Raw genomic sequence first — 13473 nt, forward strand, 5'->3', positions numbered from 1 at the left:
TGGAAAAAAGCCTCTCAATTTGAGAGGCCTGTTAAGATTTAATGTGTGGTTTCTTGCTGTTCTTCTTTCGCCTCTTCTTCTTCGATTCGGCGTAAGTGCTCCATAAACAATGCATCAAAGTTAACTGGTGCAAGGTTTAATGGTGGGAAAGTTCCGCGATTTACTAAGCTAGAAATTAATTCACGCGCATAAGGGAAAAGCATATTTGGGCATTGTGATGTTAAGCAATGCGCCATTTGCATATCTTCTAAGCCACTGATAGTGAATACGCCTGCTTGTTTTACTTCGCAAATAAATGCTACATCGCCACTGTCTTCTAAAGTGGTTTCAGCAGAAATATTTAAAGTTACTTCGTATAAATCGTCGTCTAATTGTTTTGCTTCGGTGCTGAGATCAAAACTTAAATTTGGTTTCCATTCTTGTTGGAAAATTTGCGGTAAATTGGGTGCTTCAAATGACACATCTTTTACATAAATACGTTGAATTTGGAAAACCACTTCTGGTTGCTCAACGGGTTTATTTTCTTCAGTCATAGACAATCCTTATTTTTCTAATGGTAAGTTTGCTCCGTTCCAGCCAGCAATACCTTCTTGTAATACATGTACTTGGCTAAAACCTTGTTTGGCTAAAATTTCTGCTGATGTGCGTGCATTCATACCTGTTGCACAAACTAAAATCACAGCCTTGTCTTTGTGTTGTTCTAATTTACCTAAATTGTGATTTTTAATATCTGTCGGTAAGAAATGTTGGCTATGAATAATGTGACCACGTTTGAATTCGTCAATGCTACGCAAATCAATAATAACCGCATCTTGATTATTCATTAATGCTACGGCTTGTGAGTTAGAAATGATTTTAACTTTACTTAATGCGGTTTTTACGAAAACGTAAATGGTCGCACCAAAAATAGCGAACCAAGCCGCTACAAGTAAGGTATGGTTTTTGGCAAATTGGATTGCCAAGGGCATAAATTCTTCCATGTTGTTCTCAAAATAAGTGAATAAAATAGGTGTTAAGTATAACCGACTTTCTTCGTCTTGCAAAAATTAATTTAGTTTCGATCTGCTATGCTGTAAGCCAAAAGGTAACAGGACCATCATTGGTTAAACTCACTTGCATATCCGCGGCAAATTGCCCACTAGAAACGGTAATTTTTTCACCGCACTTTTGCACAAAATAATCATAAAGTTGTTCGGCAACTTGGGGTGATGCGCCTTTGGAAAAACTTGGACGTAAACCGCGTTCTGTATCCGCTACTAAGGTAAATTGAGAAACCACTAGAACTGCACCGCCTGCTTGTTGTACATTCAAATTCATTTTGCCATTTTCATCGCTAAATACACGATAATGCAGGACTTTTTCTAGCAATTTGTCAGCTTTTTGTCGATCGTCTTCTTTTTCCACGCCCAGTAAAACAAGCAACCCTTTGCCAATTTCACCTACTGTTTTTCCTTCAACATCTACCTTCGCTTGCGTTACACGTTGAATTAATCCAATCATTCTTTATGTTCCTTAATTTCTTGTAAGTTTAATTCGCCCAATTTAATTAATCTCATATCGCCTAATACGGCGGATAACTGAGCACCAAGTAACACAAAAATCCAACTTAATTGGAACCATAATAACATAATCGGTAAGGTTGCCATGGCGCCATAAATCAGTTGATAAGACGGGAAAGTTGCGATGTACCAAGTGAATGCTTTTTTGCCTAAAGTAAAGAAGATTGCTGCAACTAAAGCGCCTGCTGCTGCGTGTTTCATATAGACTTTTTGGTTGGGTACCAACATATAAATTAAAGTAAAACTTAACCAAGTAATAAAAAATGGCACCAAACTAAGTACTTTTAAACCAAAGGGCAGATTGATCTCGTTATCAAACAGTTCAAAGGAAGACACATAGGTTGAGATAGCAATGCTTGCACCAATGAAAATAGGTCCCAATGTCAGAATTGTCCAATAAATCGCAAAAGAAAACACCGCACTTCGATTTTTAGCATTCCAAATATCATTTAAGGTGCGATCAATTGAATTAATCAACATCAATGCGACTAAAATTAAACTGACGATCCCAATGGCGCTCATTTGTTTAGAGTTATGCACAAACTCATCAATATATTGCCCAACGACACCGCTCGCTGCTGGGGCAAAGTTATCAAAAATGAGTTCTTTTAAGGAACTGGTCATTTCATTGAACATGGGAAACGCAGAAAAAATGGCAAAAATTACCATGACCAATGGCACAATCGCGAGCATGGTGCTGTAAGTGAGTGAACCTGCTGCTTGTGTCAGTTTGTTTTGCTGGAATCGCTGCCAAAATACGTTTAAGAACAATAAAGGTGCGGTGAAAAACGAGGTGTTTTTGCTCATAAATAACCTCCACAACAATGTTTAAATTTTTTGCCTGAACCACATAAGCAAGCTTGCTTCATTGTGGGCAAGGGAACGGTTGGATCAACAAAATACCAGCGTTGATCAATTTGCACAAAAAGCGAATGTTCGTGATGGGTTTGCTCGCCATTTTCGGCGGCAAAAAAAGCGTTAAATTCCACCGCACTATGCTGTTTGGATAACTGTTGTTGTGCGACAATTTGTAAACCTAGCCATTGGGTTTGCTCTGCCCATTGTTGTAAAGCGGCTTGATCTAATAAGCATTGTTGAGAAGGCGCAGTGGTTTGCACAATGTAATCAATGTTTTTTAATGCATAAGCAGCATAGCGAGAACGCATTAATTGTTCCGCCATTGAGGGAAATTGTTGCTGTAAATGATAAGGTTGGCAACATTCTGAATAAGATTGACCTGATTGGCAAGGGCATTTCATCGTCATACATCTTCCATCCATTTAAACCTTTGTAGCATAACATAAGCGCAGAAAATTGAAAGTTGCTTAGGGGTAGGCTACAATTCGCTATTATTTTTATTGCGAGAACATCTATGTTAGATATTGTACTTTACGAACCTGAAATTCCACAAAATACAGGAAATATTATTCGCCTATGTGCCAATACAGGTTTTCGTTTGCATTTAATTGAACCTCTTGGTTTTACTTGGGATGACAAAAGATTACGCCGCTCAGGCTTGGATTATCATGAATTTGTTAACATCAAAAAACATAAAACATTTGAACAATTCCTTGAAAATGAAAAGCCAACTCGTCTTTTTGCCATGACAACGAAAGGTCGCCCTGCACATAGTCAAGTACAGTTTGAGCAAGGTGATTATTTAATGTTTGGACCAGAAAGCCGCGGTATTCCAATGTCAATTTTGGATACCTTGCCTATGGAACAGAAAATTCGCATTCCAATGGCAGAAAATAGTCGTAGTATGAATTTATCCAATTCTGTTGCCGTTGCCGTATATGAAGCTTGGCGACAATTTGGCTACCAGGGTGCAGTGAATTTAGCGCCTTAAGAAAGGCATAAAAAATGCGGTGAAAATCTCATTATTTTCACCGCAGTATTTGAGAGGAACTCAATCCTCTTTTTATTCTAAACCTACCTTATTTCGCGTCCCTAATCACGATAAGGCGATGACCATTATAGATAAAAAATCCCTGCTGTAAATTCAAATAGTGTAAAAGAAGTGTAAAGATCTTGGCTAGATATTCGTCGAATATCGGAATTCTTTTGGGGTTTTGTTGTATTCTTTTTTAAAGACAGCATAGAAGTATTGTAATGAGGGATAGCCACAAATCTCGGATATTTCCTGAGTTGAAATATCTGTGTGTTGCAATAGTTGTTTAGCTCGATTTAATTTTTCTTCATGAATAACTTGATGGATGGTTTTATCCATTTCTAATTTAAAACGTTGCTCTAAATTCGAGCGGGAAATACGTAAGTGATCTAGTACTTGTTCTGTTTTTATGCCTTGACAAGCTCGATGTCGGATAAAATGCATTGCTTGAATAACAAGGGGGTCTTGTAAAGAACGATAATCTGTCGAGCGCCGTTCCTCTACTTTTACAGGAGGAACAAGGATTGGGGTATGAGATATTTGCTGGCCATTTAAGTAACGATGTAATAACTTGGCGGCTTGATAACCTATCTGAGTTGTACCTTGAACCACAGAAGATAAAGATACCCGAGAAAGATATTGGATTAATTCTTCGTTATCAATACCAATAATACATATCTCGTCAGGAACAGCAATTTTGAGGTGTTCACAGGCTTGTAGTAAATGTCTTGCCCTGGCATCTGTTACTGCAATAATCCCCGTATGTTTAGGTAATGTTTTTATCCAATCGCAGAGTTTTGTTTGGGATTCAGCCCAATTATCAGCTTGCGTTTTGTCTCCTAAATAGTAGCGTGGCTGATGTTCGTTATTTTCCATGATCTGAATAAATGCATTTTTTCTTTCAACTGCCCAATGCTTTTGATTTTCTGTTGGATAGCCGTAAAAAGCAAAATGACTTAATCCTTTTTGTTTTAAATGTAAGAATGCGGTATGGACTAGTTCGTAATTATCTGTTGCCACATAAGGTAGATGAGGATAATCATCAGTATTTTGATAGGATCCTCCCACAGCAATGGTGGGAATCGACATATTATGTAATAGTTTGGCTGTTTCTATATCGTCAAAATCAGCAATAATACCATCAATAGAGAGATTTTTTATCTCATCTTTATGGTAAGTAAAGTCATCTTCCATGAATATATCCCAATTGCATTGAGACGCTTGAATATACTGTCCGATACCTTCAATAACGCCACGATCATAGATTTTATTAGCATTAAATAGTAAGGCGACTTTATAGTATTGTTCTGGCATTTTTACCTCCTATGTTGAAGATAACTATAAGATAAAAAAGCAGGTTTGGCAAAATTGTGAAAAATGCACCGCAGTTTTTATGCTGTGGTGCATTTGATGTGGAATAAAGGGAGGGCTAAGCTTTTTTCTTACTCATGGTATCCATCCAAACAGCTAAAAGTAGAATGCTGCCTTTAACGATATATTGCCAGAATGTTGGGACGTCTAACATACTCATTCCGTTATCAAGTAGGGCGATGATGAATGCGCCTATTACAACGCCATAAATTGTACCTATACCTCCAGCCAAACTTGCCCCACCAATAACACAAGCTGCGATCGCATCTAATTCTGCATTTTGTCCTGCAGATGGTGCGCCAGCCCCTAATCGAGCACTTAAAATAAGACCTGCGATAGCGACAAGTAATCCATTGATTGCAAATATGGTAAGTTTTGCTTTCTCAACTTTAATGCCAGATAAACGGGCAGCGTCAATGTTGCCACCAATAGCATAGATATGACGACCAAATGCAGTTTTTCTTGCAATAAATGTACCAATTACAGTGAGGAATGCGAGCACTAATACTGGGAATGGCACACCACGATAATTATTTAATAAATAAATGGCGCCTAATAAGAGAATTGCTACAACAGCATATTTTAATGTGTCTTTGCTAATTGATGGCACATTCAGATTGAGGTTTTGTCTCGCTTTGCGTTGATAACTTCCCCAACTGATAAAACAAAAGACTGCGATAACACCAATAATCATTCCTGTTATATCAGTTAAATACCCTTGCCCAATAGATGCCATTTCTGAACTTATAGGTGAAACTGTTGTTCCGTTGGTTAAACCGATTAAAATTCCTCTAAAAGCAAGCATACCAGCTAAGGTTACGATAAATGAAGGGACTTTCTGATAAGCAACCCACCATCCATTCCATGCGCCAAGCATTAATCCGAGAGATAATGTCACAATAATTGTGAGTGGTAGTGGCCAATTCCACCAAACATTTGTGATAGCTGCAAATCCCCCTAATAACCCCATCAAAGAGCCAACGGATAAGTCAATTTCTGCTGAAATAATGATAAATACCATCCCAATTGCCAGAATTCCAGTAATGGATGTTTGACGCAGTAGGTTAGATATATTTCGTGCACTTAAGTAAGCCCCATCAGTTGCAAAAGAGAAAAACAGCATAATGACAACAATAGCCATCAACATGATGTAAACTTGTAAATTAATATTTTTTAATTTATTCATAGGTTACTCCTTAAGTGCCGCTTCCATAACTTGCTCTTGAGTTAAATGATCATTTATAAGATCCGCTTTAATTTTTCCTTGGTGCATAACGAGTACGCGATCGCTTATCCCTAAAACTTCTGGTAATTCAGATGATATGACAATGATTGCTATTCCTTGCTGAGCTAGTTGATTGATTAACTTATAAATCTCATATTTAGCACCAACATCAATGCCTCTTGTTGGTTCATCTAAAATTAATATTTTAGGATTGAGTAATAAACATTTGGCTAAAATAGCTTTTTGTTGATTACCGCCACTTAAACGACCAATTGCAAGTTCAGGTGAAGATGTTTTTACTTTTAATTTAGCTATTGATTGGTTAATAATGGTTTCTTCTAAGGGTTCATTTATTACTTTTTTATTAAAGCAAAATTGAGATAACGAGGATAAAGTAATATTTTTTCCTACACCCATTATTGGAATGATGCCATGTTTTTTTCGATCTTCTGGTACCATTACAATGCCATTTTCAATAGCGTGAGGACAATTTCTAATTTTTACCGGTTTGTTATGAATGAAAATCTGTCCTTCGGCTTTTCCTTGATAAGACCCAAAAATACATTGTGCCATTTCCGTTCGACCTGAACCTACAAGCCCTGCAACCCCTAAAATTTCTCCTTTTTTTAAGTTAAAGCTTGCATTATCAACACGTTTGATATGTGTATTTGTTGGGTGCCAAGCAGTTAAGTTTTCTATACGCAAGATTTCTTCGCCAATTGGATGAGGCTCATGAGGATAGAGAGAAGTTATTTCACGTCCAACCATCATTGTAATAATATCGTCTTCCGTCATGCCTTTCGCTGGTAAGGTTCCTATGTGTTCGCCATCACGAATAACGCAGATATTATCTGAAATTGCTTTTACTTCATTGAGTTTATGTGAAATGTAAATACAAGCAATATTATGTGCTTGTAAGTCTTTAATTAAATTCAATAGAATGGCAGTTTCTTTTTCTGTCAATGAAGCGGTAGGTTCATCTAAAATAAGCAACCGCACTTTTTTATTTAAGGCTTTAGCAATTTCAACTAATTGTTGTTGTCCTAAACCTAATTCACCGACTTTTGTATTAGGGTCTACATCCAACTGCACTTGTTGTAATAATGTTTTACAGCGTAGATACATTGCATTATCGTCAGCAAGACCAAATTTTACGGTTTCATTGCCGAGAAACATATTTTCAAGAATCGACATGTTTTTTACTAAAGTTAATTCTTGATGAATAATTGAAATGCCTTTTTCTTCCGTATCTTTAATGTTTTTAGCAATAAGCTTTTCATCAGAGAAATAAATTTCTCCTTCGTAATCACCGAATGGGTAAATACCACATAATACCTTCATTAAGGTCGACTTGCCCGATCCATTTTCTCCACAAAGAGAAAGAACCTCGCCCATTTCTAGCGAAATAGAAATATCATTTAATGCAACGACATCACCAAATTTTTTAGTGATATTTCTCATTTCTAGTAATTTCGCCATAATTGACTCCCTTTTAAAGATGGCAGAAATATTTTCTGCCATCTATGCTGAGTAAAGAGGATTATTTATAAATTGCTTCTTTTTTGTGGAAACCATCTTTAATAACAGTTTCTTCAATATTGTCTTTTGTGACTACGACAGGTTCTAATAAATAAGCTGGTACGTCTTTTAAGCCATTATTTAATGTTGAGTTATTTTCAACTTTTTGATCTTTACCCAGCTCAATTGCAATTTCTGCTGCTTTATCAGCCAAATTAGTAATTGGTTTATAAACAGTCATTGTTTGTGAACCATCAATAATGCGTTTGATTGCAGCTAAATCTGCATCTTGTCCTGAAATCGCCACTTTTCCTGCTAATCCTTGAGCGCTTAATGCTTGAATTGCACCACCAGCAGTTGCGTCGTTCGAAGCAACAACCGCATCAATGTTATTTTTATTTGCAGTAAGCGCATTTTCCATAATTTGAAGAGCTTTTTCAGCTAACCATGAATCAACCCATTGATCGCCAACTACTTTTACTTTGCCACTATCAATATGTGGTTGTAACACTTTCATTTGTCCTTTACGGAATAATTTGGCGTTATTATCAACAGGTGAACCTCCCATTAAGAAATAATTACCTTCAGGTTTTTTATCAATAATGCTCTGTGCTTGTAATTCGCCTACTTTTTCATTATCGAAAGAAACATAAAAATCAATATCTGCATTATTAATTAATCGGTCATAGGCTAAGACTTTAACACCTTCTTTCTTCGCTTCAGCGATAACATTAGTTAACACTTCTCCATTAAATGGAATAATGACCAGCACATCTACATCCTTATTTAACATGTTTTCAATTTGAGAAATTTGTGCTGTGGCATCACCATTTGCAGATTGTACAAATACTTTAGCGCCTAATGATTCAGCTTTTTTAACGAAAATATCACGATCTTTTTGCCAACGTTCTAAACGTAAATCATCAATGGACATTCCAATTTTTAGATCTTTAGCTACAGCTGTGTTACCAAAAACCATAAGAGCGGCAGTTATAGCCAATAATGTTGATTTAATTTTCATATGACACCTCAATGAGTTGAATAAGTGATATTTAGAGTAAGGTTTAATTTACTCATTGGTAGTTTGAGGATATTAAGAACAGAGCGCAATTATCAGATCTCGTAATGCTATTATGTTTTTTGTTTTTTGTGACTTAGTACACAATAACGAATAATCTCAATAGAAAAGTGAAATAACGTAATTGAGAGTTAATGTGATTTTTATCATTATGCTATCGACTCTATCGTCTTAGTTCAAACTTGTAGGAGAAAGCATCATGTCTAATTATTTTGAGAAGATTGAAAAAATTCAGTATGAAGGAGCGCATTCTAAAAATCCTTTTGCTTTTAAACATTACAACCCCGATGAAATTATTTTAGGAAAAACAATGGCTGAACATTTACGTTTAGCAGTTTGTTATTGGCATACATTCTGTTGGACAGGAAATGATATGTTTGGCGTAGGATCATTAGATCGTAGTTGGCAGAAAACAGGTGATTTGCTAGCGGGGGCAAAACAAAAAGCAGATATTGCATTTGAATTTTTTAGCAAATTAGGTGTGCCTTTTTATTGTTTCCATGATGTAGATGTTGCCCCCGAAGGAAATTCGTTTAAAGAATACCTAACTAATTTCAATACCATGGTTGATATCCTTGAGCAAAAACAAGCAGATACAGGAGTGAAACTATTATGGGGAACGGCGAATTGCTTTACTAATCCTCGCTATATGTCTGGTGCTTCGACGAATCCAAATCCTGAAGTTTTTGCTTGGGCAGCAGCACAAGTATTTACTGCAATGAATGCAACAAAACGTTTAGGTGGTGAGAACTATGTATTATGGGGTGGGCGAGAAGGGTATGAAACCTTATTAAATACGGATTTAAAACGTGAACGTGAGCAAATTGGCAGCTTTATGCAAATGGTTGTGGAGCATAAGCATAAAATTGGTTTTAAAGGTACATTATTAATTGAACCAAAACCACAGGAACCAACGAAACACCAATATGATTATGATGTAGCTACTGTATATGGTTTCTTAAAACAATTTGGGTTAGAGAACGAAATTAAAGTTAATATTGAGGCAAACCACGCTACATTAGCTGGTCATACATTCCAACATGAAATTGCAACAGCTGCGTCATTAGATATTTTCGGATCGATTGATGCCAATAGAGGCGATCCTCAATTGGGGTGGGATACGGATCAATTCCCAAATAGTGTGGAAGAAAATACGCTTGTTATGTATGAAATCTTAAAAGCTGGTGGATTTAAAACAGGTGGTTTTAATTTTGATGCGAAAATTAGACGTCAAAGTACAGATCCTTATGACTTATTCCATGGACATATTGGTGCGATGGACGTGCTTGCTCTATCCTTAAAACGTGCAGCTAAAATGTTGGAAGAGCAAGTATTACAACAAGTTGTTGAGCAACGTTATGCTGGATGGAATAATGAATTTGGTCAACAAATTTTGTCAGGTAATGCTTCTTTAGAAAGTCTAGCAAAATGGGTTGAAACTCAAGGTGTTGATCCTAAACCAGTTTCTGGTCAACAAGAATATCTCGAGAATCTAGTAAATCAATATATTTTTAATCACTAGGCATAAAGTGCGGTATAATTTCTAACAATTTTATACTGCACTTTTCATTTGGAGGAGAAAATGTATATTGGGATTGATTGCGGTACGCAAGGGACAAAGGCGATTGTTGTTGATAGCCAAAACAAAAAGGTGATTGGTGTGGGGTATGCCGCGCATCAGTTAATTGAACAGAGTAATGGGCGGCGTGAACAACAGCCACAATGGTGGGTTGATGCCTTAATTAGTGCATTGCGTGATGCCATAAAAATGGCAAAAATTGAACCGCACTTGATTAAAGGCATCGGAGTTTCTGGGCAGCAACATGGATTGGTTATGTTAGATGAGCATGATCAGCCTTTGTATAATGCAAAATTATGGTGTGATACGGAAACAGCGCAAGAGAATCAAGAATTCATCGATTTATTGGGCGGTCAGCAACAGGCATTTGCTGAATTAGGTATTATGCCTCAAACGGGATATACCGCCTCTAAAATTTTATGGTTTAGAAAACATTATCCTGAACAATATCAACGTATTAGAAAAATTATGTTGCCGCATGATTACCTCAATTATTGGCTAACAGGTCATTTTTGTATGGAATATGGTGATGCCTCTGGTACGGGTTATTTTGATGTGATTCATCGTGTTTGGCATCATAAAGCCTTTGCCTTGTTAGCCCCTGAATTAGACGCTAATACGGTGTTGCCGACATTGGTGTCTGCTCAACAGAAAATAGGCACAGTGCGTCCTGAAATTGCCGCTTTACTTGGCTTATCTGACAATGTGATTGTTGCCACAGGTGGTGGTGATAATATGATGGGGGCGATTGGTACGGGTAATATTAAGCAAGGTATTGCCACCATGAGTTTGGGTACTTCGGGTACGCTTTATGCTTATACGGATCAGCCATTAACTGCATTGCCAATGGAAATTGCGAATTTTTGCTCGAGCAGTGGTGGGTGGTTACCATTAATTTGTGTGATGAATATGACCTCTGCCAATAAAAATATGATGGATTTATTACAAATAAATGTTCAACAATTTAATGAATTAATCCAGCAAAGCCCTATTGGTGCAGAGGGTATTTCAATTTTGCCTTTCTTTAACGGTGAGCGTGTGCCGGCTTTACCGCAAGCGAAAGCCAGTATTTTAGGACTTGATGCAGCGAACTTTACACAAGCCAATTTATGCAGAGCGATGATGGAAGCGGCGAGTTTTACTTTGCGTTATGGGTTAGATTTATTCCGTCAAGCTGGTTTATCGACTTCACAAATTCGCTTAATTGGTGGTGGTGCGAAAAGTGCGGTTTGGCGGCAGATGATTGCTGATATAATGAATGCTGAAGTGGTTTGCTTACAGGAAGAAGAGGCGGCAGCATTGGGTGGTGCTATTCAGGCAATGTGGGCAAATGGCGAAGCAGATTTGGAAACCCTATGTCGTGAATTCGTGCATTTAGATGAACAATCCAAGGTGCAACCTAACCCACAAAGTGCGGTGAAATACGAGGAAGTTTATCAGCGTTATCTAGGCTATCTAAAACAATATTATTAACATGAATTAGGCTAAGTTTAACTTAGCCTATTTTTTCACCTTTCATTTTCCATTCCTATTTCATAAAAGTAGCACAAAAATCCACCGCACTTTTAGTTCATCGTTTGAGATTGATTTTCCCTACGCGTTTTATTTCGTGATATAGCTCACATAATCAGAAAAAACAGAGGCTACGAAGCAAATTTACATTGTGTATTCATATGGTTATGTTTAAATTCTACCATGTTTAATGTGACAGAGGATTTTTAAGATGGAACAAGTGAACAGTGCTTCGACTCCTCTTCCTCTCCTTGAAATGCAAGGTATTCAGAAACGTTTTGGTTCATTTTATGCCTTGCAGAATGTGGATTTATCCATTTATCGTGGCGAAATTCATGCGTTAATGGGGGAAAATGGAGCAGGCAAAAGTACGTTGATGAAGATTTTGGCAGGGGCTTATACCGCCACTGCTGGTGAGATTAAGATTGATGGACAGCCTTTCAATATTTCTTCGCCTAATGATGCGATTAAAGCAGGTATTACCTTGATTTATCAAGAAATTCATCTTTCCCCAAACCTGACTGTAGCAGAAAATATTTTTTTAGGGCGTGAAATCAAAAATTTCTTTGGTTTAGATCGTAAAACCATGGCAGAAGAAGCACAAAAAGTGCTCGATCGTTTAGGTGCGCAATTTCAATCCACGCAAAAAGTTTCTTCTTTAACCATTGCAGAGCAACAACAAGTTGAAATTGCACGCGCCTTACATCGTAATAGTCGCATTTTAGTCATGGATGAGCCAACAGCGGCACTTTCTTCGCGTGAAACCGAACGTTTGTTTGCGTTAGTGAAAAAATTACGCGATGAAGGTATGGCGATTATTTACATCAGTCATCGTATGGCGGAAATTTATGAATTAGCAGATCGTGTGAGTGTGCTACGTGATGGCAAATATGTGGGATCGCTCACGCGTGAGAATTTAGATTCATCCACCTTAGTGCAAATGATGGTGGGTCGTCCGCTAACAGATTTATTTAATAAAGAAAAAGTGCTTGCTGGCGAAGAAGTATTGCGAGTAGAAAATTTGTCCGATGGCAATAAAGTACAGGATGCTTCGTTAGTAGTGAGAGCGGGTGAAATTATTGGTTTATCTGGATTAGTTGGCGCAGGTCGCTCAGAGTTAGCCCATTTATTATTTGGGGTAAAACCTGCGACAAAAGGTAAAATTTACTTAAGTGGTGGTGAAATTAGTTTTAGTTCTCCACGAGATGCCATTGTTCATCATGTGGCATTACTACCTGAAAACCGCAAGGAAGAAGGGTTATTCCTTGATTTAAATATTTTAAAAAATGTCACTATGGCAACCATGGAACGCGATGCAACCATGATGGTGATCAACCAAGCAAAAGGCAAAGAAGCCACACAAGCTGCAATTGAAGGATTAAAAATGCGTGTGCCGAGTGCCAATGTGAATGTGAGTGGTTTATCAGGTGGTAACCAACAAAAAGTGTTACTTTCTCGTTGGGCAGCGATTAATCCAAAACTCTTTATTTTGGATGAACCAACAAGAGGCGTGGATGTTGGTGCGAAGAGTGAAATCTACCGCATGATGATCGAAATGGCGAAAAATGGCGTGGCAATTTTGATGATTTCCAGTGAATTACCTGAAATTGTGGGCATGAGCGATCGCGTTTATGTGATGCGAGAAGGCTATACCGTAGGCGAATTAACAGGTGATGATATTAATCAAGAGCGCATTATGGCATTTGCTTGTGGCGCGGAATAACTGAGCAGAATTCATAT

At 37.5% G+C, this 13473-nt stretch carries 13 protein-coding genes; 4 read left to right on the forward strand and 9 right to left on the reverse strand.

The annotated features are described in order from the left end of the window. Nucleotides 1-38: 38 nt before the first annotated feature. The 5 genes from secB to ACUXZ4_RS01900 all read right to left on the reverse strand — a co-directional run bounded on the left by secB (nt 39) and on the right by ACUXZ4_RS01900 (nt 2824). A complete protein-coding gene (secB, locus tag ACUXZ4_RS01880) occupies nt 39-533 on the reverse strand; it encodes a protein-export chaperone SecB (RefSeq protein ID WP_464973365.1) in 495 nt (164 codons plus the stop codon). 9 nt (nt 534-542) lie between these two features. Beyond that, nucleotides 543-980 (reverse strand): rhodanese-like domain-containing protein, encoded by a 438-nt coding sequence (locus ACUXZ4_RS01885; RefSeq protein WP_464973366.1) that lies wholly within the window; start codon nt 978-980, stop codon nt 543-545. 85 nt (nt 981-1065) lie between these two features. Beyond that, nucleotides 1066-1500, reverse strand: coding sequence for a D-aminoacyl-tRNA deacylase (gene dtd / locus ACUXZ4_RS01890; RefSeq protein ID WP_464973367.1), 435 nt, complete (start codon nt 1498-1500; stop codon nt 1066-1068). Further along, on the reverse strand, nt 1497-2366 hold the full coding sequence (locus ACUXZ4_RS01895; protein WP_464973368.1) for a virulence factor BrkB family protein: 870 nt from the start codon (nt 2364-2366) through the stop codon (nt 1497-1499). Before ACUXZ4_RS01895 ends, dtd begins: the two co-directional genes overlap by 4 nt. After that, complete coding sequence (locus tag ACUXZ4_RS01900; protein WP_464973369.1) at nt 2363-2824, reverse strand: YchJ family protein; 462 nt, start codon at nt 2822-2824, stop codon at nt 2363-2365. The genes ACUXZ4_RS01895 and ACUXZ4_RS01900 overlap by 4 nt, the downstream gene beginning before the upstream one ends. Before the next feature lie 107 nt (nt 2825-2931). On the opposite strand from ACUXZ4_RS01900, the gene trmL reads away from it, so the two are divergent. Then, nucleotides 2932-3408, forward strand: a complete 477-nt coding sequence (gene trmL, locus ACUXZ4_RS01905; RefSeq protein ID WP_464973370.1) for a tRNA (uridine(34)/cytosine(34)/5-carboxymethylaminomethyluridine(34)-2'-O)-methyltransferase TrmL — start codon at nt 2932-2934, stop codon at nt 3406-3408. Nucleotides 3409-3594: 186 nt separating this feature from the next. On the opposite strand, the gene ACUXZ4_RS01910 is transcribed toward trmL, so the two are convergent. The 4 genes from ACUXZ4_RS01910 to xylF all read right to left on the reverse strand — a co-directional run bounded on the left by ACUXZ4_RS01910 (nt 3595) and on the right by xylF (nt 8585). Next, entirely contained in the window at nt 3595-4764 is a 1170-nt protein-coding gene (locus ACUXZ4_RS01910) for a XylR family transcriptional regulator (protein ID WP_464973371.1), read from the reverse strand. Nucleotides 4765-4879: 115 nt separating this feature from the next. Beyond that, nucleotides 4880-6007: a sugar ABC transporter permease gene (locus ACUXZ4_RS01915; protein WP_464973372.1), complete on the reverse strand. Its 1128-nt coding sequence runs from the start codon at nt 6005-6007 to the stop codon at nt 4880-4882. 3 nt (nt 6008-6010) lie between these two features. Then, the gene (xylG, locus tag ACUXZ4_RS01920) at nt 6011-7525 is read right to left on the reverse strand and encodes a D-xylose ABC transporter ATP-binding protein (RefSeq protein WP_464973373.1); all 1515 of its coding nucleotides are present in this window, start codon (nt 7523-7525) and stop codon (nt 6011-6013) included. A gap of 61 nt (nt 7526-7586) precedes the next feature. Then, a complete protein-coding gene (gene xylF, locus ACUXZ4_RS01925; RefSeq protein WP_464973374.1) occupies nt 7587-8585 on the reverse strand; it encodes a D-xylose ABC transporter substrate-binding protein in 999 nt (332 codons plus the stop codon). A 256-nt stretch (nt 8586-8841) separates the two neighbouring features. Here xylF and xylA point away from each other — a divergent pair, with 256 nt between their 5' ends. From xylA to ACUXZ4_RS01940, 3 genes are all read left to right on the forward strand, one after another. Next, on the forward strand, nt 8842-10164 hold the full coding sequence (gene xylA, locus ACUXZ4_RS01930) for a xylose isomerase (RefSeq protein WP_464973375.1): 1323 nt from the start codon (nt 8842-8844) through the stop codon (nt 10162-10164). Between the two features lie 60 nt (nt 10165-10224). Further along, nucleotides 10225-11694 (forward strand): xylulokinase, encoded by a 1470-nt coding sequence (xylB, locus tag ACUXZ4_RS01935; RefSeq protein WP_464973376.1) that lies wholly within the window; start codon nt 10225-10227, stop codon nt 11692-11694. Between the two features lie 250 nt (nt 11695-11944). Then, nucleotides 11945-13456, forward strand: a complete 1512-nt coding sequence (locus ACUXZ4_RS01940) for a sugar ABC transporter ATP-binding protein (protein WP_464973377.1) — start codon at nt 11945-11947, stop codon at nt 13454-13456. Nucleotides 13457-13473: the final 17 nt, after the last annotated feature.

The sequence above is a fragment of the Reella acinonychis genome (assembly GCF_052828705.1).

Excerpts from the sequence above, each read along its gene's own strand:
- ACUXZ4_RS01895 (WP_464973368.1), bottom strand. The coding sequence starts at position 2,366 with ATGAGCAAAAACACCTCGTTTTTCACCGCACCTTTATTGTTCTTAAAC.
- xylA (WP_464973375.1), top strand. The coding sequence starts at position 8,842 with ATGTCTAATTATTTTGAGAAGATTGAAAAAATTCAGTATGAAGGAGCG.
- trmL (WP_464973370.1), top strand. The coding sequence starts at position 2,932 with ATGTTAGATATTGTACTTTACGAACCTGAAATTCCACAAAATACAGGA.
- ACUXZ4_RS01900 (WP_464973369.1), bottom strand. The coding sequence starts at position 2,824 with ATGACGATGAAATGCCCTTGCCAATCAGGTCAATCTTATTCAGAATGT.
- secB (WP_464973365.1), bottom strand. The coding sequence starts at position 533 with ATGACTGAAGAAAATAAACCCGTTGAGCAACCAGAAGTGGTTTTCCAA.
- ACUXZ4_RS01885 (WP_464973366.1), bottom strand. The coding sequence starts at position 980 with ATGGAAGAATTTATGCCCTTGGCAATCCAATTTGCCAAAAACCATACC.
- ACUXZ4_RS01910 (WP_464973371.1), bottom strand. The coding sequence starts at position 4,764 with ATGCCAGAACAATACTATAAAGTCGCCTTACTATTTAATGCTAATAAA.
- xylF (WP_464973374.1), bottom strand. The coding sequence starts at position 8,585 with ATGAAAATTAAATCAACATTATTGGCTATAACTGCCGCTCTTATGGTT.
- dtd (WP_464973367.1), bottom strand. The coding sequence starts at position 1,500 with ATGATTGGATTAATTCAACGTGTAACGCAAGCGAAGGTAGATGTTGAA.
- ACUXZ4_RS01940 (WP_464973377.1), top strand. The coding sequence starts at position 11,945 with ATGGAACAAGTGAACAGTGCTTCGACTCCTCTTCCTCTCCTTGAAATG.
- xylB (WP_464973376.1), top strand. The coding sequence starts at position 10,225 with ATGTATATTGGGATTGATTGCGGTACGCAAGGGACAAAGGCGATTGTT.
- xylG (WP_464973373.1), bottom strand. The coding sequence starts at position 7,525 with ATGGCGAAATTACTAGAAATGAGAAATATCACTAAAAAATTTGGTGAT.
- ACUXZ4_RS01915 (WP_464973372.1), bottom strand. The coding sequence starts at position 6,007 with ATGAATAAATTAAAAAATATTAATTTACAAGTTTACATCATGTTGATG.